General features: G+C 72.3%; 26 protein-coding genes and 1 tRNA gene. 19 read left to right on the plus strand and 8 right to left on the minus strand.

Translation table 11 applies throughout. From position 1 onward, the window contains the following. From AB0B57_RS32970 to AB0B57_RS33010, 9 genes are all read left to right on the plus strand, one after another. The coding region (locus tag AB0B57_RS32970) for a hypothetical protein (protein WP_357078916.1) at nucleotides 1-614 on the plus strand (614 nt) is incomplete at its 5' end. A gap of 198 nt (nucleotides 615-812) precedes the next feature. Next, on the plus strand, nucleotides 813-1,499 hold the full coding sequence (locus AB0B57_RS32975; protein ID WP_357078919.1) for a dienelactone hydrolase family protein: 687 nt from the start codon (nucleotides 813-815) through the stop codon (nucleotides 1,497-1,499). A gap of 19 nt (nucleotides 1,500-1,518) precedes the next feature. Beyond that, complete coding sequence (locus AB0B57_RS32980; protein ID WP_357079090.1) at nucleotides 1,519-2,232, plus strand: uracil-DNA glycosylase; 714 nt, start codon at nucleotides 1,519-1,521, stop codon at nucleotides 2,230-2,232. 21 nt (nucleotides 2,233-2,253) lie between these two features. Further along, nucleotides 2,254-3,036 carry a DUF4129 domain-containing protein gene (locus AB0B57_RS32985; RefSeq protein ID WP_357078922.1) on the plus strand — a complete coding sequence of 261 codons (783 nt, stop codon included), beginning with the start codon at nucleotides 2,254-2,256 and terminating at the stop codon, nucleotides 3,034-3,036. Beyond that, complete coding sequence (locus tag AB0B57_RS32990; RefSeq protein ID WP_357078925.1) at nucleotides 3,033-3,620, plus strand: hypothetical protein; 588 nt, start codon at nucleotides 3,033-3,035, stop codon at nucleotides 3,618-3,620. Before AB0B57_RS32985 ends, AB0B57_RS32990 begins: the two co-directional genes overlap by 4 nt. After that, nucleotides 3,620-4,627: a MoxR family ATPase gene (locus AB0B57_RS32995; RefSeq protein WP_357078927.1), complete on the plus strand. Its 1,008-nt coding sequence runs from the start codon at nucleotides 3,620-3,622 to the stop codon at nucleotides 4,625-4,627. The genes AB0B57_RS32990 and AB0B57_RS32995 overlap by 1 nt, the downstream gene beginning before the upstream one ends. Then, nucleotides 4,627-6,066 carry a DUF58 domain-containing protein gene (locus AB0B57_RS33000; RefSeq protein WP_357078930.1) on the plus strand — a complete coding sequence of 480 codons (1,440 nt, stop codon included), beginning with the start codon at nucleotides 4,627-4,629 and terminating at the stop codon, nucleotides 6,064-6,066. The genes AB0B57_RS32995 and AB0B57_RS33000 overlap by 1 nt, the downstream gene beginning before the upstream one ends. Continuing rightward, entirely contained in the window at nucleotides 6,063-6,626 is a 564-nt protein-coding gene (locus AB0B57_RS33005; RefSeq protein ID WP_357078933.1) for a hypothetical protein, read from the plus strand. The genes AB0B57_RS33000 and AB0B57_RS33005 overlap by 4 nt, the downstream gene beginning before the upstream one ends. Before the next feature lie 102 nt (nucleotides 6,627-6,728). Further along, nucleotides 6,729-8,060: an NAD(P)/FAD-dependent oxidoreductase gene (locus tag AB0B57_RS33010; RefSeq protein ID WP_357078936.1), complete on the plus strand. Its 1,332-nt coding sequence runs from the start codon at nucleotides 6,729-6,731 to the stop codon at nucleotides 8,058-8,060. A gap of 62 nt (nucleotides 8,061-8,122) precedes the next feature. Here AB0B57_RS33010 and AB0B57_RS33015 read toward each other — a convergent pair whose 3' ends face one another. Beyond that, nucleotides 8,123-9,982: a hypothetical protein gene (locus tag AB0B57_RS33015; protein WP_357078939.1), complete on the minus strand. Its 1,860-nt coding sequence runs from the start codon at nucleotides 9,980-9,982 to the stop codon at nucleotides 8,123-8,125. A 101-nt stretch (nucleotides 9,983-10,083) separates the two neighbouring features. Here AB0B57_RS33015 and AB0B57_RS33020 point away from each other — a divergent pair. From AB0B57_RS33020 to AB0B57_RS33035, 4 genes are all read left to right on the plus strand, one after another. Further along, nucleotides 10,084-10,164: transfer RNA gene (locus tag AB0B57_RS33020), tRNA-Leu, on the plus strand. Between the two features lie 108 nt (nucleotides 10,165-10,272). Then, nucleotides 10,273-11,088 carry a Bax inhibitor-1/YccA family protein gene (locus AB0B57_RS33025; protein WP_357078942.1) on the plus strand — a complete coding sequence of 272 codons (816 nt, stop codon included), beginning with the start codon at nucleotides 10,273-10,275 and terminating at the stop codon, nucleotides 11,086-11,088. A 136-nt stretch (nucleotides 11,089-11,224) separates the two neighbouring features. Beyond that, nucleotides 11,225-11,983: a Bax inhibitor-1/YccA family protein gene (locus AB0B57_RS33030; protein WP_357078945.1), complete on the plus strand. Its 759-nt coding sequence runs from the start codon at nucleotides 11,225-11,227 to the stop codon at nucleotides 11,981-11,983. Nucleotides 11,984-12,238: 255 nt separating this feature from the next. Further along, a complete protein-coding gene (locus tag AB0B57_RS33035; protein WP_357078948.1) occupies nucleotides 12,239-12,559 on the plus strand; it encodes a hypothetical protein in 321 nt (106 codons plus the stop codon). A gap of 70 nt (nucleotides 12,560-12,629) precedes the next feature. On the opposite strand, the gene AB0B57_RS33040 is transcribed toward AB0B57_RS33035, so the two are convergent. From AB0B57_RS33040 to AB0B57_RS33050, 3 genes are all read right to left on the minus strand, one after another. Next, nucleotides 12,630-13,892 (minus strand): acetyl-CoA C-acetyltransferase, encoded by a 1,263-nt coding sequence (locus AB0B57_RS33040; protein ID WP_357078951.1) that lies wholly within the window; start codon nucleotides 13,890-13,892, stop codon nucleotides 12,630-12,632. 77 nt (nucleotides 13,893-13,969) lie between these two features. After that, nucleotides 13,970-14,782, minus strand: a complete 813-nt coding sequence (locus tag AB0B57_RS33045; RefSeq protein WP_357078955.1) for an SGNH/GDSL hydrolase family protein — start codon at nucleotides 14,780-14,782, stop codon at nucleotides 13,970-13,972. Further along, nucleotides 14,779-15,828 carry an SGNH/GDSL hydrolase family protein gene (locus AB0B57_RS33050; protein ID WP_357078958.1) on the minus strand — a complete coding sequence of 350 codons (1,050 nt, stop codon included), beginning with the start codon at nucleotides 15,826-15,828 and terminating at the stop codon, nucleotides 14,779-14,781. The genes AB0B57_RS33045 and AB0B57_RS33050 overlap by 4 nt, the downstream gene beginning before the upstream one ends. 150 nt (nucleotides 15,829-15,978) lie before the next feature. On the opposite strand from AB0B57_RS33050, the gene AB0B57_RS33055 reads away from it, so the two are divergent. Together AB0B57_RS33055 and AB0B57_RS33060 are read left to right on the plus strand one after the other, a co-directional pair. Beyond that, nucleotides 15,979-16,335 (plus strand): YkvA family protein, encoded by a 357-nt coding sequence (locus tag AB0B57_RS33055; RefSeq protein ID WP_357078961.1) that lies wholly within the window; start codon nucleotides 15,979-15,981, stop codon nucleotides 16,333-16,335. Nucleotides 16,336-16,407: 72 nt separating this feature from the next. Beyond that, nucleotides 16,408-17,778, plus strand: a complete 1,371-nt coding sequence (locus AB0B57_RS33060) for a cystathionine beta-synthase (protein WP_357078964.1) — start codon at nucleotides 16,408-16,410, stop codon at nucleotides 17,776-17,778. Nucleotides 17,779-17,935: 157 nt separating this feature from the next. Here AB0B57_RS33060 and AB0B57_RS33065 read toward each other — a convergent pair whose 3' ends face one another. From AB0B57_RS33065 to AB0B57_RS33080, 4 genes are all read right to left on the minus strand, one after another. After that, nucleotides 17,936-18,445, minus strand: a complete 510-nt coding sequence (locus AB0B57_RS33065) for a GNAT family N-acetyltransferase (RefSeq protein WP_357078967.1) — start codon at nucleotides 18,443-18,445, stop codon at nucleotides 17,936-17,938. Continuing rightward, the gene (locus tag AB0B57_RS33070) at nucleotides 18,442-19,371 is read right to left on the minus strand and encodes a ribonuclease Z (protein WP_357078970.1); all 930 of its coding nucleotides are present in this window, start codon (nucleotides 19,369-19,371) and stop codon (nucleotides 18,442-18,444) included. Before AB0B57_RS33070 ends, AB0B57_RS33065 begins: the two co-directional genes overlap by 4 nt. Nucleotides 19,372-19,737: 366 nt before the next feature. After that, a complete protein-coding gene (gene msrA / locus AB0B57_RS33075; RefSeq protein WP_357078973.1) occupies nucleotides 19,738-20,400 on the minus strand; it encodes a peptide-methionine (S)-S-oxide reductase MsrA in 663 nt (220 codons plus the stop codon). 76 nt (nucleotides 20,401-20,476) lie between these two features. Next, a complete protein-coding gene (locus AB0B57_RS33080; protein WP_357078977.1) occupies nucleotides 20,477-20,899 on the minus strand; it encodes an HIT family protein in 423 nt (140 codons plus the stop codon). Between the two features lie 251 nt (nucleotides 20,900-21,150). Between AB0B57_RS33080 and AB0B57_RS33085 the strand changes: the two genes are divergently transcribed. From AB0B57_RS33085 to AB0B57_RS33100, 4 genes are all read left to right on the plus strand, one after another. After that, nucleotides 21,151-22,200 carry a WD40 repeat domain-containing protein gene (locus AB0B57_RS33085; RefSeq protein ID WP_357078981.1) on the plus strand — a complete coding sequence of 350 codons (1,050 nt, stop codon included), beginning with the start codon at nucleotides 21,151-21,153 and terminating at the stop codon, nucleotides 22,198-22,200. 111 nt (nucleotides 22,201-22,311) lie between these two features. After that, the gene (locus tag AB0B57_RS33090; protein WP_357078985.1) at nucleotides 22,312-23,454 is read left to right on the plus strand and encodes a cystathionine gamma-synthase; all 1,143 of its coding nucleotides are present in this window, start codon (nucleotides 22,312-22,314) and stop codon (nucleotides 23,452-23,454) included. Nucleotides 23,455-23,466: 12 nt separating this feature from the next. After that, on the plus strand, nucleotides 23,467-24,876 hold the full coding sequence (locus AB0B57_RS33095; protein ID WP_357078988.1) for an amidase: 1,410 nt from the start codon (nucleotides 23,467-23,469) through the stop codon (nucleotides 24,874-24,876). A 44-nt stretch (nucleotides 24,877-24,920) separates the two neighbouring features. Further along, nucleotides 24,921-25,811: a DUF4328 domain-containing protein gene (locus AB0B57_RS33100; RefSeq protein WP_357078991.1), complete on the plus strand. Its 891-nt coding sequence runs from the start codon at nucleotides 24,921-24,923 to the stop codon at nucleotides 25,809-25,811. The last annotated feature ends 75 nt before the right edge of the window (nucleotides 25,812-25,886 follow it).

Here is a 25,886-nt window from a genome sequence, read left to right on the forward strand (position 1 = left end):
AGCCGAAGTCGGCCGAGCCGGAGTCACCCGAGTCGCAAGCGGCCGAGCCGAAGTCGGCCGAGCCGGAGTCACCCGAGTCGCAAGCGGCCGAGCCGAAGTCGGCCGAGCCGGAGTCACCCGAGTCGCAAGCGGCCGAGCCGGAGTCGGCCGAGCCGCGTGCGGCCGAGGCGGAGTCGACCGGGTCGGAGTCGGGCGAGCCGGAGGCTGCTGAGCCGGAGGCGAAGAAGTCCGGTGCGGTGAAGGCCCTCGGCATCGTGGGCGCGATCCTCGCGGTACTCGTCGTCGCCGGCCTGAAGTTCGGCGTCGTCTCGGCGATCGGCAACCTGGTCAACAGGGACGAGACGGCGGACGCCAAGGCCGGTGACTGCATCGCCAAGCTGCCCGAGGTCACCGGCACCAAGCAGGAGAAGGTCACCAACGCCAGGATCGTCGAGTGCACCTCCACCGAGGCGGCGTACAACGTGGTCGGTCGGGTCGACGACCAGACCGAGGCCCAGGCCAAGGCCCCCAACGCCTGCGAGCAGTTCTTCAAGCCGGGCGAAGAGGGGTACATCTACTCCAGCATCAAGCCCGGCAAGACGGGCTACGTGCTCTGCCTGACCAAGAAGGCCTGACCGCGGCGGTAGATCAGCATTGACGGCGGCGGGAGCCTACCCGCCGCCGTCGGCGTACCCGCGGTCATCGGCGGGCGAACGGGAGGTGAATGCCACTGTTCCGGCGTCTTCCCGGGGGGCGGCGCGGCATGGCAGGCTACCGGCACTAGGACCACTGGGCGACCAGCCAACGATGACTGACCGCTAGGAGGACGGCCCATGGGCGAAATGGTGACCTACCGCAGCAACGGGGGTACGAGCGAGGGGTATCTCGCGATACCCGCCAGTGGCATGGCCAGCCCCGCCGTCATCGTCATCCAGGAGTGGTGGGGCCTGGTTCCGCACATCCGGTCGGTCGCGGAGCGGTTCGCCGACGCCGGGTTCGTCGCCCTCGCCCCGGACTTCTACCACGGTGAGACGACAAGCGAGCCGGACGAGGCGCAGCGGTTGCTGATGGCGATGCGGATGGACGAGGCGGCGAAGGACATCGCCGGCGCGGCCGACTATCTCGCCGGGCGGCCGGAGGTCACCGGCAAGGTCGGCGCCGTGGGCTTCTGCGCCGGTGGCAGCCTCGCCCTCTGGTCGGCCACCATCTCCGAACGGATCGTCGCCACCGTCGGCTTCTATCCCGTGCTGCCGTGGGAGTCGATGCGCCCCGACTGGGCCGACTACGCCGGCAAGGCCGCGGTCATCCACTGCTCCGAAGAGGACGGCACCTCGGCCACCGAGGGCGTGCAGACCGCCCGCCGGGCCATCGAGGAGGCCGGCGGCGACTGCCACCTCTACGACTATCCGGGCACCTCGCACGCCTTCTTCAACGACGACCGTCCGGAGGCGTTCGACCAGCGCGCCGCGTCCAGCGCCTGGGCCCGCACCCTGGAACTCTTCCGGGCCAAGCTTGGCTGAGTCGCGTACCCCCGAGCAGGTGGTCGCCCGCGCGGCGCGGGCGACCGACCTGGCCGACCTGGACGCGGCGGTGAGCGACTGTTTCGCCTGCCCCCGGTTGGTCCAGTGGCGGGAGGAGGTGGCCCGCACCCGCCGGGCCGCCTTCCGCGACCAGGAGTACTGGGGTCGACCGGTGCCGGGCTTCGGCACCGGCGACGCGCGGATCGCCATTCTCGGGCTGGCGCCCGCCGCGCACGGCGGCAACCGCACGGGCCGGATCTTCACCGGTGACCGGTCCGGTGACGTGTTGTTCGCCGCGTTGCACCGGGCCGGGCTGGCCAACCAGCCGACAAGTGTCGCCGCCGACGACGGGCTCACCCTGCGGGACCTGCGGATCTTCTCGGCCGTGCGGTGTGCGCCGCCGGACAACAAGCCGACCCCGCCGGAACGGGACACCTGCGCACCCTGGCTGCACCGCGAGGTCACCCTCATCCGTCCCACGCTGCGTGTCGTCGTCGCGCTTGGCGCGTTCGCCTGGGCCGCGTGGTGGCCGGTGCTTCGCCAGGTGTACGGGCAGCGCCCGCCCAGCCCGCGACCGGCGTTCGGTCATGGGGCACACTGGTCCGGCACGGACGCTCCGGACTTGCTGGGCTGCTACCACGTCAGCCAGCAGAACACCTTCACCGGGCGGCTGACACCAGAGATGCTGGACGACGTCTTCGACCAGGCTAAGCAGCTGGCCGGGGTGGACTGAGACACGCGTGGGGCGGTGGCGATGACAGACCGGACACAGCCCCCCACGCCGTTCGCGGACGCCGAGCCGGGGGTGTTGCGCCCGGCACTCGGCCTGCTTCGCCGGTGGTGGCCGGTCGCCGCGATCGCCGCACTGCTCGCCGGTGCCGCGTTGGCGTCCGCCCACTCGTCGATCGGGGCCAGCCGGATCCCGCCGGCCGCGGACAACGTTCCGTGGGTGCCCGAGTACCCGACCGCCGAGCCGTCACCGTCCATTCGGGTCGAGCCGCGTGATGCCGGTGAGGCCACCCAGGCACACATACCGGAGTGGATCGCCAAGGTGGCGATGGTCCTGCTCGGGCTGGCCATCCTCGCCGCCCTCGGTTACCTGACCTGGGTGCTGATCCGGGGCGCACTGCGCCGCACCACCCGGTCCCTGCCGGCGCAGCGGGCCCAGCGTACCGCCGAGGGCACCGCCCGCGAGGTGGCCGCCGCCCTCGACGCGGGCCTGGTGGAACTCGACGACCGGGACACCGATCCCCGGGTGGCGGTGATCGCCTGCTGGGTGCGCCTGGAGGAGGCCGCCGCCGCGGCCGGTGTGCCACGGCTCGCCGGGGACACCCCCACCGACCTGGTCAGCCGGCTGCTGCGCGGCGACCCGGCGGCCGGTGTTCCGGCGATCGTCAGCGCCGACGTGCTGGCCGAGTTCGCGCACGTCTACCGGGAGGCCCGCTACGCGACCCGACCGGTCGACGAACGCACCCGCGACCAGGCCCGCGCCGCACTTCGCCGGCTGCGCGGAGAGCTCACGGTGGTGACCCCATGAGCAGCAGCACCAGCATCGACGACCTGCTCGCGTTCGAGGAGGAGGCCGCGCCCAGAGGCCCGCAGGAGCCCCGTTCCCGGACCGGGCCGGTGGTGCGCGCGATCGCGTGGGCCACCGCGGTGGTCGCGGTGCTGCTCGTCGGCCTGCGCGCGGTCGGCCTCCAGGTCTCGCTGCCGGTGCTCATCGCCGGGGTGCTCGCCGTGCTGGCGATCCGCAGGGTCACCGCCCTGCTCGCGCCGCCACCTCCGCCACCGGCGGGTGGCCGGGCCGGGACGGGTGACGACGACGGCAGCTACAACTGGGGCGCCCGGGACGCGTTGCGCACCGCGATCAACCGCTGGGAATGGCCCCTGGACTGGTCCATGACCCGACCCGAACGTTTCACCGGGGTGGTCCTGCCCCGGATCGGCGAACTGGCCGACGAGCGGATGCGCCTGAAGCACGGCGTCACCCGCGAGTCGGATCCGGCCCGCGCCCGTGTCCTGCTGGGTGACCGGCTGTGGACGTTCCTGGAGACCCCGCCTCACCGCACCCCGTCGCCGCGCGACCTCGCGGTGATCGTCGCCGAACTGGAGAAAATCTGATGAACGACGTGGACCGGAGCATTGCCCCCGCCGAGGTTGGTCACCTGGCTCGGGCGGTCCTGGACGCGGTCGGCACCGTCGTGGTCGGCAAACGGGACGCGTTGGAGCTGGTCCTCGCCGGCATCCTGGCGGGCGGTCACGTGTTGCTCGAAGATCTGCCGGGGCTGGGCAAGACGCTCACCGCACGCTCGTTCGCCCAGGCGTTGGGCCTGGACTTCCGCCGGTTGCAGTTCACCCCCGACCTGCTCCCCGCCGACGTCACCGGCTCGTTCCTCTACGACCAGCGCAACGGCGACTTCACCTTCCGGGCCGGGCCGGTCTTCACCAACCTGCTGCTCGCCGACGAGATCAACCGGACGCCGCCGAAGACCCAGTCCGCGCTGCTGGAGGCGATGCAGGAGAAGCAGGTCTCGGTGGAGGGCGTGACCTACAAGCTGGACGAACCGTTCCACGTGCTGGCCACCGCCAACCCCATCGAGTACGAGGGCACGTACCCGCTGCCCGAGGCGCAGCTGGACCGTTTCCTGCTGCGGGTCTCCTTCGGTTATCCGCAGCACGAGGAGGAGTGGGAGGTGCTCCGCCGCCGGATGAGCCGTCGCCGCGAGGAGGCGGACATCAAGGCGGTGGTCGATGCGGCCACGCTGCGGGCCATGCAGGCCGCCCTGGAGGACGTGGTGGTGGAGGACTCCATCGGTCGCTACATCGTGTCCCTCACCGCGGCCACCCGTGAGCACCCGTCGGTGCTGGTCGGTGCCTCGCCTCGCGGCTCGCTGGCGCTCCTGCTGCTGGCCCGGGTCCGCGCGGTGTTCGGCGGACGGGACTACGTGGTGCCGGAGGACGTCAAGGAGGTGGCGGCTCCCGCGCTGGCCCACCGGATCACCCTGCGCCCGGAGATGTGGTTGCGCCGGGTCGACCCGGCGTTCGTGGTCGGTGAGGTGCTGGAGTCCACTCCCGCCCCGGCGAGTGGCGCGCTGCCCAGCTACGCCGCGGGCGGGCCTCGGCACTGATGACCGGACCGACCGTGCCGATGGCCACCGAGCCGGAACCGGCTGCCGGCTGGGCACCCACCCGGGCGCTCGGTCGGGCGGTGCTGCTCGCCGGCCTGCTGCTGGTGGCGGGCGTGCTGCTGGGCCGGGTCGACCTGATCGTGCTGGCCGCCCCGTTGGCGCTGGGCACCGCGTACGCGCTGCGTCGGCGGCCCACCGCGCTGCCGCAGGTGTGGGTCACCCAGGGTGAGGGCGGGCCGCTCGTCGAGGGCGGCGACGTGACGGCGGCGGTGAGCGTCGGCAACCCGGACACGGTCGACTACGACCTGGTGGTGGTGCGTTCCCGCGTGTCGCCGTGGCTGCGCATCGTCCGGGCCGGCTTCGCCCGCAACGATGCCGTCGAGGATGCGCCGCCGAGCACCACTGCGGCGACCGGTGCGACGGTTCCGGCCAACACGGGCCGTTCCGTGGCCGACCGGCCGTTCGTGACGTCGGTGCCCACCGGCGCCGTGGTGGACCTCGAACTGGCCGGCAACGCCCTGCGCTGGGGCCGGCATCCGGTGGGTCCGGCCGGTGCCCGGGTCGCCACGGCGGGCGGCCTGCTGGTCTCCCGGGCGGTGATCACCGAGCCGGTCCGGGTGCGGGTCTACCCGCGTACCGAGCCGTTCGAGGCGGTCGAGGCGATGCCCCGCGCCGCCGGCCTGGTCGGGGCGCACCACTCCCGCCGGCCCGGCGAGGGTGGCGAGTTGGCCGGCGTACGGCGCTTCGGCCCCGGGGACCGGCTGCGTCGCATCGACTGGCGGGTGTCGTTGCGGGCCCGGCAGCTGCACGTGGCCGCCACGCTCTCCGACCGCGACGCCGAGGTGGTGGTGTTGCTCGACGTGCTCGCCGAGGCCGGCCGCTCCGGCGGGGTGAGTGGCGCCGCCTCGGTGCTGGACACCACAGTCCGGGCCACTGCTGCGATCGCCGAGCACTACCTGCACCGCGGCGACCGGGTGTCGCTGCTGGAGTACGGGCCGGCAGCTCGCCGGCTGCGTCCGGCCGCCGGGCGTCGGCAGTACCTGACCGTCCTGGAGTGGCTGCTCGACGTCCGGGTCCACCCGTCCTCGCACGAGCCGTACGACCAGGTCTTCGGTCCGCAACTGCTCTCCTCGGACGCGTTGGTGGTGGTGCTGACTCCACTACTGGACGAACGGTCGGCGCAGATGCTCGCCCGGCTGGCCCGCGCCGGGCGGTTCGTGGTGGCCGTCGACACCCTGCCGACCGATCTGCCCCCGCCGAAGGACCGGGGCTGGGCCGAGGTGGCGTACCGGCTGTGGCGCCTGGATCGTGACGTCATGATCGGGCAGCTCCGGGAGCACGGCGTACCGGTGGTGCGTTGGGCCGGTGCCGGCAGCCTGGACCTGGTGTTGCGGGACGTGGCCCGGTTGGCGACCGCTCCGAGGGTTGGTGGCAGATGATCGACGTGGTGACCGGGCGGGCTCGGGCCGCCAAGAACGCCGTGGCCCGCGTCAGCGTCGCCCCGCTGCTGGTTCGGGCCGGGATCTTCGTCATCGTGTTTGCCGGGTTCGCCCTGGCCTTTCCCGCCGAGGTGCTGTCCGGTCGGCCGCTCCTCTTCCTGGCGGTCGCCGCACTGTTGCCCGCCTTCGGTCCGCGCCGGATCTGGGCGACCTTCACGGCCCTGGTCACCGTCGGCGGCTGGCTGCTGGCCACCGACGGGTACGGCCGCCCGGTCGCCCTCTGGCGACTGCTCGCCGTCGCCGCCCTGCTCTACCTGGGGCACACCCTCTGCGCGCTCGCCGCACTGCTGCCCTACGACGCGGTGGTGGACCCCGAGTTGATCACCCGGTGGTTGCTGCGGGCGGCTGCCGTCCTGCTGGGCAGCGCGGTGCTGGGGGTGCTCTTGTTGCAGGCCGCTGGCATGGGTGGGGACAGCGGCTACCAGTGGGTGACACTGCTGGGGCTGGTGGTGGCGGTGGGGACCGCAGGGCTACTGGGCTGGCTCCTGCGGCGCCGGTGACCACTGCGACAGGAGGGTTACGCAGGTCACATGGGTTGTGCTCCGTCACAGATGGGGGGCGCGAGCGGGATTACCCGAGCCGGCCGGGGAATGATAGACAACGTGAATCCGAAGCGGATCCTTGTGGTTGGTGCCGGGCACGTCGGTCTCTACGCGGCGCTGCGCCTGTCGAAGAAGCTCAGCTCCCGTGAGGCTGAGGTCATGGTGGTGGACCCCCAGCCACACATGACCTATCAGCCGTTCCTGCCGGAGGCCGCGGCGGGCAACATCTCCCCACGGCACTCCGTGGTGCCGCTGCGCCGCGAGTTGAAGCGGTGCAAGATGGTGGCCGGCACGGTCACGCGGATCGAGCACGACCGCAAGGTGGCCACCGTCCAGCCGATCAGCGGCCCGGCCCGGGAGATCCCGTACGACCACGTGGTCGTCGCCCCGGGGTCGGTCTCCCGCACCCTGCCGATTCCCGGCCTGCACGAGCAGGGCATCGGGTTCAAGACCATCGGCGAGGCGATCTACCTGCGCAACCACGTACTGGACCGGCTCGACGTGGCGGCCGCCACGCCGGATCCGGACGTCCGCCGTTCCGCGCTGACCTTCACCTTCGTCGGCGGTGGGTACGCCGGCATCGAGGCGCTCGCCGAGATGGAGGACATGGCTCGCGACGCCCTGCGCTACTACCCGGAGCTGAAGCAGGACGAGGTGCGCTGGGTGCTGGTCGAGGCGACCCAGCGGGTGCTGCCCGAGGTCGACCGGGACATGGGCGCCTACACCGTCCAGCAGCTGCTGAAGCGAAACATGGACATCCGGCTGGACACCCGGCTCGAGTCCTGCGTCGACGGGCTGGTCAAGCTCTCCGACGGGGACAGCTTCCGGTCCGACACGATCGTCTGGACGGCCGGCGTGAAGCCGTCGCCGATGCTGGACGCGACGGACTTCCCCCGCGACGACCGTCGGCGGATCACCTGCCTGCCCACCCTCCAGGTGGTCGACGGCGACCGGTTGGTCGAGGGCGCGTGGAGCGCCGGCGACTGCGCCGCCGTGCCGGACCTCACCAAGGAGCCGGGTAACTTCTGCTCGCCGAGCGCGCAGCACGCGGTGCGTCAGGCCGCCAAGATGGCCGACAACATCGTGGCCGTGATCCGTGGCCGCGAGCCGGTCAACTACAAGCACAAGCACGTGGGCAGCGTCGCGAGCCTCGGCCTGCACAAGGGCGTCGCCCAGGTGTACGGGATCAAGATGACCGGATGGCCGGCCTGGGTCATGCACCGGACGTACCACATGAGCCGGATCCCGTCGTTCAACCGCAAGGTCCGGGTCGTGGTGGACTGGTCGCTGGCGTTCTTCCTCAAGCGTGAGGTGGTCGCCCTGGGGCAGCTGCACGACCCGCGCGAGGAGTTCGTCGAGGCGTCCCAGCCGGTCGGCGCCCCCCGCGTCTGACCCCCCTGACCCCGCCCACTGACCCCGCCGAAGTGCAGATCGGCGGGGTTTTGGGTTGAGGGCTACACGCGCCAGATCCACACGTCGGCCACCCGGGTCGCGGGGCCGTAGAGCTGCTCCAGGGTGTTTCGCAGGCTCTCGACGTGCGGGGCGTCGTCGGCGAGCGCCACGCAGGAGGCGCCCCAGAAGTCCGCGTCCCGGGCGGCCTGGCGGCGTTGCTCGTCGCCGATGGCCGGCTGGTCACCGCGCCGGGCCACGTCCGCCAGCAGAGCCGAGGTGGGCTGCTTGAACGTGCCCATCGCCGCGGTGCCACCCCGCCCGTACGGGCCGATGAAGAACCCCTCGGGCAGACCGAAGGCGGCGTTGGCGGCGGTCGACCAGCGCATCGGCCCGGGTTCCCTGGGCGTGGGCAGCGGCACCGGAACCAACACCCCGCCGGGGCGTACGCACTGCCGCCAGTGCCCGCCGGTGACGAACTCCGGCACGGCGGGCCGTTCGATCGTCGGCAGGGGTGTCGGGAAGATCGGCAGCAGCGCCGCGCCGACGGCCAGTGGCACCAGCCGCCGCGCCCGACCGGTGCCGCGCAGAGCCCGGTCGACCGCCAGCACCAGCAGCGTCGCGACGATCGGCAGCACCGCCAGCGCGAACCGCATCGGCAACGCGCCGTCCACCACCGGTAACCCGCCGATCAGGGCGTACGGGCCGGGAAGCGCCGTCCGGGTGCCGCCGAGCACCACCTCGGGGCCGAGTGAGAGCGTACCCATCACCAGGCCCGCCACCACGCAGGCGAAGACCAGCCGGCGTCGCCCGACCCAGACCGCGCAGGCCACGGCGGCCAGCAGGAGGGGCCAGCCGAGGAAGGTGTTGTACTCGGCCGGACCGGTGGTCAGCCGGGCGGACTCGACGCTGCCGGCCACCGACAGCGGGGAGACCGCCCACCAGCTGCTCAGGTCGGCGGAGAAGTTCGCGGGCCGGAACAGTCCGTCGGCAACACCCCGCGGCCCGGCGAACTGGAACCACAGCGGATAGACGAGCACCAGCAGGGCGAGCCCGGCGGCGACCGCCAGCCCACCGGCGAAGCCGGGTAGCGTGCGCCGAGCCAGCTCCCGGTCCGCCGCGGCGTACCCGATCGCCATCAGCAGCAGCGTGAGCGCGGCGAGGAAGAGCACCTCCTCGCCGATGAAGACCTGCGCGCTGACCGCGCCGGCCAGCCCCACCGCCGAGGTGAGCATCCGCCGGCGATCCGGCCCGACGGGCTGCGCCCGATTGGTTCCGTCGGGTGCCGGGGGACCCGGATCGGCTGCCCGCAGCAGGCGGACCACCAGCCAAACGATCACCGGCACCAACCACTGGGCAGTCATGTGCAGGTGGCTGTTGGTCTGCGAGACCATGCCGGGGCCGAACCCGCACAACCCGCCGCCGAGCGCGGCAGCGAGCCGGCGGACGCGCAGCGTCCGGTGGAACAGCAGGTACCAGGCGAGAGCGGTGCCGGCGAGGTTGGCGGCGGCGAGCAGCGCGAAGCTGACCGGTGCGCCCAGCAGCAGGGTGACCGGCGCGACGGCGACGCCGAGCGCGATCACCGTGGTGTTGGCCATCAGGTTGACCCCGTCGGGCGCGTTGAGTCGGTCGGTGAGCAGGTGGAAATCGCCGAGCAACGCGCGGGCGTCGACCGCCAGGAACCACTCGTAGAGGGTCTGGTCCTCCGGGTTGAGTGCCAGGGTGCGGCCGGCCGGATCGGGCCACAGCCCGTGGGTGAGCCAGCCGGCGAGCACCACCCAGACCAGGGCGACGAGCAGATCCGCACGGTGCCGGTTGACGGCGGCCAGCAGCCGGGCGACCAGGGGCCGACGGTCGACCCGACCAGCGAGGCGGAGGGCCTGCTCAGGGGTGGCGTCGGGGGCCGTGGGGGCTGCGCTGCTCACGGCCTCGACCCTAATGTGGCAAGCCCTGCTGGGTACGTCGGGTCGCCGCCAACCCGCTACGGTGACACTGCACCGTGCGTGTCGGCGCGCCGGTGCCACCCGCCCGGGTGGTGGAAAGGCAGACACGGCCGCCTTAAAAGCGGCTGCCGCAAGGCGTGCGGGTTCGACCCCCGCCCCGGGCACCCAACCAGCTCAACCCATTCTCGTTCGCGATCACCAGTACTTGGCTGTGCCGTTTACTCTTGAAGGGCACGTTCACGTGCTAACGACCCCCTGAGGGAGGCCAGACAGTGAAGACCTCGAACCCGGTGCTCGCCCGGCTCGGCCAGGCGGCCGAGCGGGAGCGCTCCGCCGGGTACGCCCCGGCCGGGCCGTACGGACAGCCCGGCATTCCCCAGCAGTACCCGTCCCAGGCCGGTTACCCGGCCGCGCCGCCCACCGTGGCGCCGATGACTGTCGACGACGTCGTCGTCAAGACCGTCGCTCTCCTCGGCATCCTCGGCATCACCGCCGCGGCAGCCTGGGTGCTCGTGCCCGACGCGCTGGTCGGTACCGCCTGGATCGGCGCGGCAGTGGTCGGCCTCGTCCTCGGCCTGATCATCTCGTTCTCCCGGATGGCCAACCCGGCGCTCGTCATCGCGTACGCGGTGGTCGAGGGCGTCTTCGTCGGCATGGTCAGCAAGGCGTTCGAGACGGCGTACGACGGCATCGTGCTCCAGGCCGCCGCCGCCAGCTTCGGCATCTTCTTCCTGATGGCGATGCTCTACCGGGCGAAGGTCATCCGGGCCACCCCGGCGTTCGTCAAGGGCATGATCGCGGTGATGGTCGGCCTCTTCGCGGTCATGCTGATCAACCTGGTGCTGGCGCTGTTCGGCGTCAACACGGGCCTGCGCGACGGCAGCCCGCTGGCCATCGGCTTCAGCCTGGTCTGCATCGTGGTGGCCTCGCTGAGCTTCGTGCTCAGCTTCAAGGAGATCGAGGACGGCGTCCGGATGGGCCTGCCGCAGCGCTACTCCTGGACTGCCGCGTTCGGCATCCTGGTCAGCCTGGTCTGGCTCTACATCGAGATCCTGCGCCTGCTGAGCTACTTCCAGGGCGACGACTGACCTCGTCCGCACCGCCGACCGGCGCCCGCTCCCGCTTCGGTGGGGGCGGGCGCCGTCGTCGGCGCCGTTTCCCCGCCGCCGCCGGTCCGTCCGGGGCAGAGTGACTGCTGGGGGTACGCGGGCGAAGGAGGCGGCGGTGCGCAGCAACAACCCGGTGCTCAACCGGCTGGACGAAACCGGCCGGGTGGAGGCCCGGGTGCTCGGTGCCCGCGACGTCGAGCCCATGACCGTCGACGATGTGGTGACCCGTACCGTCGGACTGCTGTTGGTCACCGGCGTGGCCGCGGCGGTGTCCTGGGCGGTGATCCCCGACGCGGCCTGGCTTGGCGCCGCGCTGGCCGGCAGCGCGCTCGCCTCGATCGCGTTGGTCCTGGTCATCTCGTTGCGAGGCATCACCAACCCGGTGCCGATCGTCGGCTACGCCGTGCTCCAGGGCCTGCTGCTGGGGGTGGCGAGCCGCACCTTCGAGCAGGTCTACCCGGGCATCGTGGTGCAGGCGGTGGCCGGAACGTTCGGCGTCTTCCTCGGCATGGCGGCGCTCTACCGGGCCCGGGTGATCCGGGCGACGCCCCGGCTGGCCCGCCTGGTGATCGGGACGTTGCTCGGGATCGCCGTGCTCAGCGTGGTCAACCTGGTGTCGTACCTGATCTCCGGCCGGCCGGGTCTGGAGGTCTACAGCGTCAGTGGGCAGGTGGGCTGGCTCCCGTACGCCTTCTCGGTGGTGGCCATCATCGCCGGGGCGTTCAGCTTCATCCTGGACTTCGACCTCGTCGAGCGCTCGGTGCGCGACGGTCGACCCCGCCGGTACGCGTGGCTGAGCGCGTTCGGCCTGCTCACCGGGCTGGTCTTCCTGTACTGGCAGCTGCTCCGGCTGCTCAGCTACCTACGCCGCTGACCGGTCCGCCGGCCCTGCCCCGGCCTGGCCTGCCCCGGTCCGCCGGCCCTGCCCCGGCCTGGCCTGCCCCGGCCCGCCGGCCCTGCCCCGGCCCTGCCCCGGCCTGGCCTGCCCTGGCCTGCCCTGGCCTGGCCTGGCCGCATGATCGACTCGGTTTTCATGAAGTCGGGGTGTCCGGGTCGCGGTGATGCCACGGTTTTCAGGAAGTCGAGTCGATCTCGGGCGGCGCGTCGGCCGGCCGTAGACTCGGTGCCGATGAGCGCAGCAGAGTTGGACCAGGCCGTGCGGTTGCTGGTCGGTCAGGTCGGGCACTGGCAGCAGCCACGGTGGGCGGCGGTCGCGACCACCGGCAACGTGCCCCGCGCCGACCTGGTGCACCGTCTGGTGCAGGAGGTCGCCAACCTGGCCGCCGACGCCGAGGGGCAGCCACGCCGGGTGGTGCCCCGGCTCGACAACGACCTGGCCCTGCCCGATCAGCTCCGGGTGGTGGCGGCCGACCTGGTGGCCGCCGGGGCCGACGACGAGGTGCTGGCGCGGGCCGCCGCCGAGGTGACGGCGACCCGCGGCGTGCTCTGAGGCCCGCCCCGCGAGCTGCGGCGCGCTCGAAGGCCCACCCCGCGAGCCGCGGGGCGGGCCCGGCGTCAGCTCAGTTGAGCCGTTCGAGCACCATGGCCATGCCCTGGCCGCCGCCCACGCACATGGTCTCCAGGCCGATGGTCTTGTCGTGCCACTCCAGGGCGTTGAGCAGGGTGCCGGTGATCCGGGCGCCGGTCATGCCGAACGGGTGGCCGACCGCGATCGCGCCGCCCATCACGTTCACCTTGTCCTCGGGGATGCCCAACTGCCGGTAGGACGGGATGACCTGCGCGGCGAACGCCTCGTTGATCTCGACGAGGTCGACGTCGTCGATGGTCATGCCGGCGCGGCGCAGCGCCTGCCGGGACGCCTCGACCGGCCCGAGGCCCATGATCTCCGGCGACAGTGCGGTCACGCCTGTCGAGACGATCCGGGCGAGGGGGGTCAGCCCCAACTCCTCGGCCCGCTGGGCGCTCATCACCACCACGGCGGCCGCGCCGTCGTTGAGCGGGCAGCAGTTGCCCGCGGTGATCCGACCATCCGGGCGGAACACCGGCTTCAGGCCGGAGACCGCGTCGAGCGTGACACCGGCGCGGGGCCCGTCGTCGGTGCTCACCACGGTGCCATCGGGCGTGGTGACCGGGGTGATCTCCCGGGCCCAGAAGCCGTCGGCGATGGCCTTCTCGGCGAGGTTCTGGCTGCGTACGCCGAACTCATCCATGTCGGCGCGGGTCACGTCGTACACCTGGGCCAGGTTTTCCGCGGTCTGCCCCATGGTCAGGTAGATGTCCGGCAGGTCACCTGCCGCACGCGGGTCGGCCCAGACCTCGGCGCCGCCCTGGGCGCGGCGCTTCGAGCGCTCGGCGGCCGCGCCGAAGCGCGGGTTTTCCCAGCCGCCACCGACGAGGGCCTGCGCCTCGGGCGGCAACCCGTCGGAGCTGCCCCGGGCGTAACGGGAAACGATCTCCACGCCGGCGGAGACGAACACGTCACCCTCGCCGGCCCGGATCGCGTGCATCGCCATCCGGGTGGTCTGCAACGACGACGCGCAGTAGCGGGTCAGCGTGGCACCGGGCACAGTGTCCAGACCGAGCAGGGTGGACACCACCCGGGCCATGTTGAAGCCCTGCTCGCCCCCGGGCAGGCCGCACCCGAGGTAGAGGTCGTCGATCGTGGTCGGGTCGAGCTGGGGGATCTTGTCCAGGGCCGCCTGGACGATTGTCGCGGCGAGGTCGTCGGAGCGGACGTCGCGCAGGGACCCCTTGTGCGCCCGGCCGATGGGGGAGCGGGCGGTGGCGACGATGACGGCGTCGCGGGACGACTCAATCGGCATGAGCCAACGTTAACCCGCCAGTAACATCGCGCGGAAGAAGCCTGGTCGGCGGGAAATGTCACCCTGACCGGGGCGTTCTAGCGTCGGGTCGTGGCCGCCGCCGCGGCGACGATGGCGGGCAGCAACGCGTGCGCCCACACCCGGTAGCCGTCGGCGGAGGGGTGGAAGCCGTCGTGGCAGAGCGTCCCCGCGTCGGCCCGGAACACCGGCCCGGTCTCGGTGGCGAGGTCGACCACCGAGCCGCCGGCGTCCAGCACGGCCGCGGTCTGCGCGCGGGCCATCCGACGCCCCGACCAGCCGACCACCTGGCGCAGCGGGGGTGCGATGGCACGCACCGCGCCGAGGTCGGGGCAGGTGCCCACCACGACCTCGACCCGCGCCTCACGCAGCCGGTGCACCGCCGCGGCGAGATAGGCCGAGGCGTCCGCGGGTCGGCGCAGCCCGGTGGCGTCGTTCGCGCCGATCAGGATGAGCGCCACGTCGGGCCGGTCACCGAGCAGAGCCCGAGCCACCTGGGTGGCCAGGTCGGTCGAGCGGGAACCGGAGACGCCGACGCTGGACAGGTGCACGCGCCGGCCGGTCGGACCCTCGGCGAGCAGGTGGGCCAACTGCCCACCGATGGTGTCCTCGAGACGGTCGACACCCACCCCCAGCGCGGACGAGTCGCCGAGCAGCACCAGCCGCAGCGGCGGGGCACCCGCCCGGCCGACCGTGGCCCGCAGGGCCAACCCCAGCTCCGGTTGGGCGTAGCGCCGGTGCCGGGCGGCGAACGCCTCACCGGCCAGGACGGCGGCCCCACCGACGGTGCCGGCGAGCAGCGAGAACGCCGCCGCCCGACCCAGCCGGCCGGCGAGGCCGGTGATCACGCCCCGCTCGCTGCGCTCGTTCATGCCAGTCCCTCCACTGTCGAGGTGTCCGGGGCGGACCCGTGCTGCGGCACCGCGCCGACACCGAAGAACGCCCGGCGGCGCAACTGCGCCCACCGGCCGGCCGGCCCCCGGTCACGGCCCCGGAACTGGGTGCCGCTGACCTCGGTGCCGGCGTGCCGGGCCGCCTCCTGCGCGGCCTCCGGCAGCGACCGTACGCCCTCTGCCCACGTCGGCGTGGCCCGTCGTTCCTGCCCTGCGCCGAGTGCGGACAGCATCGTCGGCAGGAGTGCGGCGGCGGCCATCGCGTACCCCTCGGCGGAGGGATGGAAGCGATCCCAGGCGAACATCCGGGTCGGCTCCGCCACGAACCGGGGGCCGAGGAGATCACCCAGGGAGACCGTCCAACCGCCCGCCTCGACCACCGCGACCGTTTGGGCAGCCGCGAGTTGGCGGCTCCACCGGTGCGCCAACCACCGCAGCGGAGGCTGGATCGGGCGGATCGCACCCAGGTCGGGGCAGGTGCCGACGACCACCTCGCACCCGGCGGCGCGCAGCGTACGCACCGCCTCGACGAGATAACGCACCGCCAGCCCGCGCGGGGTCCGGTTGGTGATGTCGTTGCCGCCGATGAGGATCACCGCGATGTCGGGTCGGCACTCCAGCGCCGCCTCGACCTGGTGGCGCAGCGCCGAGGAGATGGCACCGACCACCGCGAAGCGGTGCAGTTGCACCGGCCGGTGCAGTCGACGGGACAGGCCGGTGGCGAGCAGCGCGCCGGGCGTCTCCCGACGGCGGTGCACCCCGTAGCCGGCAGCCGACGAGTCACCGAGGACGACCATGGTGAGTGCCGGGCCGGGGAACTTCGCGCCGTAAATCCCGTCGCAACGCGGTGGCGGCGCCTCGGCCATCGGGATGGTGCGCCGGGCCTGGCGGGCCTGACCGAGCAGCACCCCACCGGTCGCCACCGCGGCCGCCGCCGTGGCGCCCGTCCCGATCGCGGCCAGGCGGGCGAAGCGCCGGGTCTGCCGCCAGCGCTCACCGGGTACGACGGAATCAGCCACCCCCATACCGCGACATTATCGCGCCGCCCCGACACGCCGCTGTCGTCGTGACGGCACCCGGGTGCCTGGAAACCGACGCGGCGGGGTATCTCTGCGGCAGAGGCCGGCCGATTTGCGCCGACCCGCCACGCTGATCCGGCGGAGAGGAGCGCGACGATGGGTAAGACACTGAAGCGCAGCGCGGCGTTCACGGCCCTGGCGCGGGCACTGATGGCCGGGGCACGCGGGGGGCCGTCGCTGGGCACCCGGCTGGCCGCCCTGCCCCGGATGATCCGGGCCACCACCAGGGGCGAGTACGACGGCGGCCTCCGGTTGGCCCTGATGACGGCGGCGACGGCGTACATCGTCTCGCCCATCGACCTGCTCCCGGAGATTCCGCTGGCGATCTTCGGGCTGGCCGACGACGCGGTCATGATCACGTGGTTGGCGGGCAGTGTGCTCGCCGAGACCGACAGGTTCCTGGAGTGGGAGGCGGTGCGCAGGTCGGTCATCCCCGGGGGGCTGGTGCCCTGACGACACGTACGCTGGGCGACGAGGAAACGTCTGCCCGGCCGCCGTTGCCGGCGCCGCAACGAAGGGCACACCGTGCAGTACTACGACAACGTCGTCGACATGATCGGCAACACCCCGCTGGTGCGACTGCGTAACGTCACCGAGGGCATCCAGGCCACCGTGCTGGCCAAGGTGGAGTACGTCAACCCGGGCGGCTCGGTCAAGGACCGGATCGCGTTGCGGATGGTGGAGGACGCCGAGGCCGCCGGCCTGCTCAAGCCCGGCGGGACCATCGTCGAGCCGACCAGCGGCAACACCGGCGTCGGGCTGGCCCTGGTGGCCCAGCTCAAGGGCTACAAGTGTGTCTTCGTCTGCCCCGACAAGGTCAGCCAGGACAAGCAGGATGTGCTCCGGGCGTACGGCGCCGAGGTGGTGGTCTGCCCGACCGCCGTCGCCCCGGAGGACCCGCGCTCGTACTACAACGTCTCCGACCGGCTGACCCGGGAGATCCCCGGCGCCTGGAAGCCCAACCAGTACAGCAACCCGGCCAACCCGCGCTCGCACTACGAGACCACCGGGCCGGAGCTGTGGAAGCAGACCGAGGGCGGCCTCACCCACTTCGTGACGGGCGTCGGCACCGGCGGCACCATCTCCGGCATCGGGCGGTACCTCAAGGAGGCCTCCGAGGGTCGGGTGCGCATCATCGGCGCCGATCCGGAGGGCTCGGTCTACTCCGGCGGCACCGGCCGTCCGTACCTGGTGGAGGGCGTCGGCGAGGACTTCTGGCCGGAGACGTACGACAGGGATGTCGCCGACGAGATCGTCGAGGTCTCCGACAAGGCGTCCTTCGAGATGACCCGCCGGCTGGCCCGCGAGGAGGGGCTGCTGGTCGGCGGCTCCTGCGGGATGGCGGTGGTCGCCGCGCTGGAGGTCGCCCGCCGGGCTAACCCGGACGACGTGGTGGTGGTGCTGTTGCCCGACGGCGGTCGGGGCTACCTTTCCAAGATCTTCAACGACTCCTGGATGGCCCGGTACGGCTTCCTGGACAACTCCGGGGCCGAGCCGACCGTGGCCGACGCGCTGGCCAGCAAGCCGGGCGGCCTGCCCGAGCTGGTGCACGTGCACCCGACCGAGACCGTCCGCGACGCGATCGACTACATGCGCGAGTACGGCGTCTCGCAGTTGCCGGTGCTCAAGGCCGAGCCGCCGGTGGTGACCGGTGAGGTGGCCGGCTCGATCGCCGAACGGGACCTGCTCGACGCGCTGTTCACCGGCCAGGCCCACCTGCACGACACGATCGAGCGGCACATGGGCGCCCCGCTGCCGATGATCGGCGGTGGTCAGCCGGTGAGCGAGGCGGTCGGCATGCTGGAGAAGTCCGATGCCGCCCTGGTCCTGGTCGACGGCAAGCCCAAGGGCGTCCTAACCCGCCAAGACCTCCTAGCCCACCTAGGAGCCCACTAGCCCCCGCCCACCCCGCCCCGCCCGCCCCCGCCCCGCCCGCCCTCCGCCCGTGTCGATCATGGAGTTGTGGTGGTGCGCAAAGCAGGCACCCGTGCCCAAAGCGCCCACCACAAGTCCTTGATCGACCGGGTCAAGGGCGAGGGTGGGGCAGGGCGGGTTAGAGGGGGCGGGCGTAGCGTAGTTGTCGGGTTTGTGCTGACCCGATCGCCTCGTCCCGTTCGTCTCCCGTGGGGGTCCAGCCGCCCCGGCGGTAGAACTCGCGGGCGTGGGCGTTGTCCCGAAGCACCCAGAGCACGGCGCGACGCCAGCCCCGGGCACGCATGGCGTCCAGGGCGTCGACCATCAGCGCACGGCCGGTGCCGCGGCCCTGCTCGGCCGGGTCCAGGTGGATCGCGTTGAGCAGCCCGGTGGCCGGGTCGTCCTCGTCGTCCGGGCCCAGGTGGCTGAACCCGGCCAGCGCCCCGGCCCGCTCGGCCACAATCATCCGGTGGGTGTCCCGCTCCCACTGCCACCGCTCCGCCCAGTACCGCCCCATCGCCTCCGGTGTCGGGTCGGCCAACGCGTCCGCGGGCAGGAAGGCGGAGTAGGCGGCGACCCGGGAGCGCTGGTGCAGGGCCCCCACCGCCATCATGTCGGCAGCGGTCGCGGGGCGGAGCGTGACGGTCATCCGGCCGAGGCTACCCGGCGCGGTGGGAGCTGCACCGTGGTCAGGTCCTCGGCGATGATCAGATCACCGTCGAAGTGTGCGCGTGCCTCGTCGTGAAACCGGCGCGGGTCGGGGTAGCGCTGGGAGAAGTGGGTGAGCACGAGCCGGCGTACCCCGGACTCGGTGGCCACCCGCGCGGCCTGCGCCGCGGTCAGGTGGCCGACCTCGGCGGCGAGCGCGGCCTCCGACTCCAGGAACGTCGACTCGATGACCAGCAGGTCGGCGTGCTCGGCCAGGGCGTAGACCCCGTCGCATAGGCCGGTGTCCATCACGAACGCGAACCGCTGCCCCGGTCGGGGCACGCTCACCTCGTCGCGGGTGACGCGGCGCCCGTCGAGGTCGAGGTGCCCGACGCGGATCAGCTCGCCGACGGCCGGGCCACTGATGCCGTACGCGGACAGCCGCTCCGGCAGCATCCGGTGGCCGTCCGGCTCGACAAGCCGATAGCCGTACGTCTCGATGGGGTGCCGCAGCCGGCGTGCCTCCAGCGTGCCGCAGCGCAGGGCGATCCGCTGCCCGTCCTCCTCGATCGGGGTGACCTGAAGCTCGGCGGTCTCGTAGAAGGAGGTCGCGTGCCGGAGCCGGGCGAAGTATTCGGCGCCGCCGGCCGGGAAGTGCACGGCGACCGGGTGCGGAACCCGGTCCAGGGAGAGGCGCTGGATGGTGCCGGGCAGGCCGAGGCAGTGGTCGCCGTGGAAGTGGGTGACGCAGATCCGGGTCAGGTCGCTGGCCGTGACCGTGGTGTAGAGGAACTGGCGTTGGGTGCCCTCGCCCGGGTCGAAGAGGATCACCTCGTCGTCCCAGCGCAGCACGTACCCGTTGTGGTTGCGCTGACGGGTCGGCGCCTGGCTGGCCGTTCCGAGGATCACCAGCTCGCGCATGGACATCGCCGCTCCCCCGGATATGGAGCGACCCCCGGGGCGCTCCGCGCTGGTGCGCGGGCCGGCTGGACTTGGCCGGCACCCCGGGGGTCGGGTGGCTGTCGTGGATTCGCCGCACCGCTGCCACACGGTCTCGACGATGGTGCTGGTGCCCGCCTTGCGGCGGACCGTTCACTGTCGAGGACAGCGGCTAGCTGACAGCCACCTCACGAGTCCGATTGCTATACAAGTCTGGACCACCTCCTTTCACGTGTACGGCCACGTTATCGAGTCTCCGGCGGGGTCTGCAACGGATTTCGATCACAGGGCCAAACGGGAATGCCCGGCCGCCTTGTCGGCGACCGGGCATTACGTGTGTGCGGGAGGTGGTGGTCAGCCGGCGGTACGGGCCACGCCGACCGGGCAGCTCAGCCCGTTCGGGCCGTGGTTGCAGTAACCGTTCGGGTTCTTCGTCGGTGCCAAGTACTGCTGGTGATAGTCCTCGGCAAAGAAATAATCGCCGAGCGGGGCGATCTCGGTGGTGATCTCACCCTTGCCGGCTCGCGTGACGATCGGCTGGAAGGCGTCCCGGGACGACTCGGCGGTGGCCCGCTGCTCGTCGGTGGTGGTGTAGATCGCCGACCGGTACTGGGTGCCCACGTCGTTGCCCTGGCGCATGCCCTGGGTCGGGTCGTGGTTCTCCCAGAAGACCTTCAACAGATCCTCATAGGTGATCTTGCTGGGGTCGTACACCACCTGGACGACCTCGGCGTGCCCGGTGCGGCCGGAACACGTCTCCTCGTACGTCGGGTTCTTGGTGCTGCCGCCCGCGTAGCCGGCGGAGGTGGTGTAGACGCCGGGCAGCGTCCAGAACAGCCGCTCGGCCCCCCAGAAACAGCCCATGCCGAAGACCGCGACCTGTAGGCCCTCCGGGAACGGGCCCTTCAGCGGGGTGCCCAGCACCTCGTGGCGATCGGCGACCGGCATGGCGATCGAGCGGCCAGGCAGGGCCTGGTCGGGCGAAACCATCTCGGCGTTCATGCGACGCAAAAACACGGTGGGGATCTCCTCTCGTACCTCTCCCAGCGTGTAACACCGGAGGGTCTAGCTTCCTTACCCGCGTGACAGTGAGTCAGGCCCCACCGGGGAGCGCCGCCGCGATCCGGTCTGCGTACGCCTGGGCCTCGGTGTCGTCGGCGTACCGGGTGCGTGGCCAGAAGAAGCCGCGCAACCCGTCGCCCTTCGTCCGCGGAACGACGTGTGTGTGCAGGTGGGGCACTGACTGGGACACCTTGTTGTTCATCGCCACGAACGTCCCACCGGCCCCGAGACCGGTCTCCACGGCCACCGCCAGTCGCCGGACCAGCGCGAAGTAGCCGGGCAGCAGGTCCGCCGGCAACTCGGCAAGGGTCACCAGGTGGACTCGCGGCACCACCAGCACGTGCCCCTTGAACACCGGCCGGGTGTCCAGGAACGCCACCCCGTCCGGGGTGTCGGCGACCCGGACCGCCGGCACCTCACCCGCCACGATCCCGCAGAACACGCAACCGCTCATCGGCTCAGGCTATGCCGACGGTCCGACGGATCACGGTGCCCCCCACGCCGGCATCGACTGTGATAGTCATTGACCGGTCTGGATAAGCACACGGGGGCAACGTGCTGTCGCGACAGTGACGCCCGGCCGGTCGGCCGAGGCGGGCTGTCGCCTGGACGGCGCCCTCACGGCGACGATCTGTTCCTTGCTGCGGCCTCAGGACCCCGGGCCGTCGTGGGTTCGGGTCGTCGACACTCCGAAAGGACGCACCTTTGCAGATCAGAAGAGGTCCGACCCTGGCGCTGGCCGCCCTGACCGTCGGGCTGCTGACCGCCACGATCTCGACCCCCGCGCAGGCGGCTCCCGCGCAGACGGCCACCCCGCTGTCGCTGCCGGGCGTCGCCGACGTGGTGTCGGCCGGTGACCGGGTCTTCGTCAGTGGCGGCTACTCCTCGACCGAGGTCGTGGTGACCAGCGCGACAGGCACGGTGGTCGGCACCCTGTCCGGGCTGCCCGGCCCCAGCGACCTGCTGCTCAGCGCCGACCGGCAGACGCTCTACGTGGCGCTGCCCAGCGCCAACGCCATCGCCGCCTTCAACACCGGGTCGCTGACCGAGTCGGCCCGGTACGACACCGGCGCGGGGGAGTGCCCGTCGTCGCTCGCGTTGACCGGGCGGTACCTGTGGTTCGGTTACGGCTGTGACCAGTGGGGCGGCAACATCGGCCGGATCGACCTGGGCCGGCAACCGGCAGTGGTGACCACCGGGGTGGCCACCGGTCAGGACTTCTACGACGCGCCGCTGCTGACCGCCGCCAGCCAGAACCGTTCGGTGCTGCTGGCCGGGCAGCCCGGGCTGAGCCCCGCGTCGGTGTACGCGTACACCATCGGCACCGGGGGCACACTGAGCGCGCCCAGGGAGAACGAGTTCATGGCGGTCGGCAGCAACCTGCGCGATGTCGCGCTCGACCCCACCGGCACCACCGTCTTCACCGCGTCCGGTGCCCCGTACGTGGTGCAGGCGTTCCCGTTCGCCGACATCAGCACCCCGTCGGTGACCTATCCCACCGGTGCGTACCCGAATGCGGTCGAGGTGTCCCGCGACGGCACCAAGATCGCCGGCGGGGCGGACGCCTCCTACGACCCGGACGTCTTCCTCTTCCGGGCCGACGGCACCGAGTTGGCCCACTTCGAGCTGAACGACGATCTCAGCCCGGGTGCGCTGGCCTGGGCACCGAACGGAGCCCGGGTCTACGCGGTCTCCTACGACTGGACCGGGGACCACCCGGTCACCCTGCACGTCCTGCCCGTTCCGGCCGGCTGACCGGCCCGCCGACCCTGGTCGGCCAGCGCGGGGCCGGGCCGGACGGTCCGGCCCCGCCGGGGAGCGCGGGTTCCGTTCCGGCCATCTCCGGCGGGCACTAGCCTCACCAGCATGAACCACGGCTTCGAGACGCTCGCCATCCACGCCGGTCAGGACCCCGAGGCGCGGACCGGCGCGGTGATCCCACCGATCTACCAGACCAGCACGTACGCCCAGGACGCCGTCGGCGCGCCCCGGCTCGGCTACGAGTACAGCCGCTCCGGCAACCCGACCCGGGACGCCCTCCAGGAGTGCCTGGCGGCGCTGGAGGGCGGGTCGGTGGGGCTCGCCTTCGCCAGCGGCCTGGCGGCGGAGGACGCCCTGCTGCGGGCCGTGTGCCAACCGGGTGACCACGTGGTGATCCCGGACGACGCGTACGGCGGCACGTACCGGCTCTTCGCCCGGGTCGCCCAGCGCTGGGGCCTGGAGTTCACCCCGGCCAAGGTCTCCGACGCGGCCGCGATCCGGGCCGCCGTGCAGCCCGGCCGCACGAAGATCGTCTGGCTGGAGACGCCGACCAACCCGCTGCTCGGCATCGCCGACATCGCCGCCCTGGCCGCCGTGGCACACGACGCGGGCGCACTGCTGGTGGTGGACAACACCTTCGCCTCGCCGTACCTGCAACAGCCGATCGCGTTCGGCGCGGACGTGGTGGTGCACTCCACCACCAAGTACATCGGTGGGCACTCCGACGTGGTCGGCGGTGCGCTGGTCGTCGCGGACGCCGCGCTCGGCGAGGAGTTGCGCTACCACCAGAACGCGATGGGCGCGATCAACGGCCCCTTCGACGCCTGGCTCACCCTGCGCGGCATCAAGACCCTCGGGGTACGCATGGACCGGCACTGCGACAACGCCGAGCGGCTCGCCGCGTACCTCGACGGGCACGCCGAAGTGGCCCAGGTGCTCTACCCCGGGCTGCCGTCGCACCCCGGTCACGAGGTGGCCGCCAAGCAGATGCGCCGGTTCGGGGGCATGATCTCGTTCCGCGCCGCCGGTGGGGAGGAGCACGCGGTGGACATCTGCAACCGCACCAAGCTCTTCGTGCTCGCCGAGTCGCTGGGCGGTGTGGAATCCCTGATCGAGCACCCGGGTCGGATGACACACGCAAGTGCTGCCGGCTCGCCGCTTGAAGTTCCCGGCGATCTCGTGCGACTGTCTGTCGGCATCGAGACGGTCGACGACCTACTCGCCGATCTGGAGCAGGCGCTGGGCTGACCGCTGGGAAGGATGGCCGTGCAGGACATCATGGCGACCTGGGTCGGAGCGACCGCCAAGCAGATCGCCCGGGGCGTACGCCGAGGTGACGTGTCGGCCACGCAGGTCGTCGCCGACCACCTGGAGTACATCTCCCGTGCCGACGGTGAGCTGGCGGCGTTCCGCGCCGTACGCGGCGGCGAGGCGATCACCGAGGCGGAGAAGGTCGACGAGCAGGAGGACCTGGCCAACCTGCCACTGGCCGGGGTGCCGGTGGCGGTCAAGGAGAACACTCCGGTCGCCGGTCTGCCCACCTGGAACGGGTCGGCGGCGGCACGCAGCGACGTCGCGGAGGCCGACCACGAGGTGGTCCGCCGGCTCCGCGGCGCCGGCGCGGTGATCCTCGGTGTGACCCGGATGCCGGAGCTGGGGCTGTGGGCGGTCACCGACGACGACAACGCGGTGACCCGCAATCCGTGGGACAGCACGCGTACCCCCGGCGGTTCCTCCGGCGGCGCGGCCGCCGCGGTGGCCGCCGGGCTGGTGCCGATCGCGCACGCCAACGACGGTCTCGGCTCGATCCGGACCCCGGCCGCCTGTTGCGGGCTGGTCGGGCTCAAGCCCGGCCGGGGCGTGGTGCCCTGCCAGCTCGGCGCGGACGACTGGTTCGGCCTGACCGAGCACGGCGTGCTGACCAGCACGGTCGCCGACGCCGCGGTGGGTTTCTCGGTGCTCGCCGGTCGGCGTCCCGAGAAGCTGGTCCCGCCGCAGCGGCTGCGGGTGGGTGTCTCGCTGCGTTCCCCGGTGCGGGGTGTCGCACCGGACGCGCCCAACCGGGACGCGGTCGCCGCCGCCGGTCGGCTGCTCGCCGCCGCCGGGCACGACACGGTGCCCGCCGATCCGGTCTATCCCACCGCGCTGGGTCTACAGGGCATCGCCACCTGGCTCGCCGCCGCCGCCGCCGACGTGCGGGCCGCCGGGTTGGACCGCCGTGGCCTGCAACGGCGTACCCGGCGGCACGTCGCGTTGGGCGAGTGGGCGCAGCGTCGCGGCTACGTGCGGGAGGCGGACCGGGCCGCGTGGCGGCAGCGGTCGGTCGACTTCTTCACCGACCACTCGGTCGACCTGCTGCTCACCCCGGCGCTGGCGACCGCGCCTCCGGAGGCGGCACGCTGGTCGGAGCGGTCCTGGCGGGCGAACATGACAGCCAGCATTCGGTACGCCCCGTACGGCGCACCGTGGAACATCGCCGGCCTGCCGGCGATCGTGGTGCCGGTCGGCCGCCGCCCGGACGGCCTGCCGGTCGCCGTGCAGATCGTCGGTCCGCCCGGCTCGGAGCTGCTGCTGCTCGGTGTGGCCGGCCAGTTCGAGATGGCCGCCCCGTGGGCACGCCACGCCCCTGGTTACCCCCGGGTCGGAACGGGGTCGCCGGCGGTCGCATGATCGTCTACGGTGTGCGCGCATCGTCGCGCTGACCGGGAGACCCCATGCGTTGCCAGACCTGCGGGGACACCACGTCCTCCGCGCACCACGAGTGTCAGCGTTGCCACACGCCGCTCGGCCAACCCGCCGTCACCCCGGGGCTGCCGACCTACTCCGTACGCGGCATCGGGCTGGCCGCCCGCATCGCGGTCGGCGCGACAGCCGTGCTGTACCTCCTGGTGGCACTCTCCCCGCTGCTCGGGTTGGCGATGGCCCGGCGGGCCCATGCCGACGCCGATCCGGATCTGCTGCTCGGTGCGGTGGTCATCGAGTTGCTGGTGGTGCTGCCCATGGTGGCGGCGTACCTCACCGCCGCCGTGCTGGTGATCATCTGGACGTGGCGGGCGCGGAAGAACACCGACGCGTTCCCGGGTGCGCTGCCGACGCTCGGCGCCGGGTGGGCGATCGCCGGTTGGCTGGTGCCGTTCGCGAACTTCGTGGTGCCGGCCCGCGTGGTGGGCAACGTGGCGCGGGACAGCCTCTGGCGGCGGGTCACCCCGCCCCTGGTGGTCGTCTGGTGGAGCTCCTGGCTGGTGTTCCTCGTCGGCGAACGGTTGGCCAGTCGCCTCGACAGCCGAGCCTACGACGACCTGCCGAGGGACCCCGCCACCGCTGGGGACTACCAGGCGTACGTCGACTACTACCGGGACTCACTCCTTCACAACGCGGTGCCGGCGGTGGCCTGTGTGCTCGCCGCAGTGACGTTCTACCTGCTGATCCAGCGGATCTCCGCCGCACAGGAGGCCCGCATCGCCCGCGCACAGCCCGCGTGGCCGACCGCCCCCGGCTGGCCGGCGGTTCAGACCTGGCCGGCGGCTCCGCCCGTGGGTCCGGCGGTTCCGCCCGTGGGTCCGGGGGCCCCGCCCGTCCGTCCGGGGGCCCCGCCCGGGGCATGATCGACACGGGATTGCGGAAACCGCGCTGTCCACACGAGGTTGATACCGCGGTTTCGGTGATGTTGAGTGGATCAA

It is taken from the genome of Micromonospora sp. NPDC049101, assembly GCF_040648675.1.
Classification (GTDB): Bacteria; Actinomycetota; Actinomycetes; order Mycobacteriales; family Micromonosporaceae; genus Micromonospora.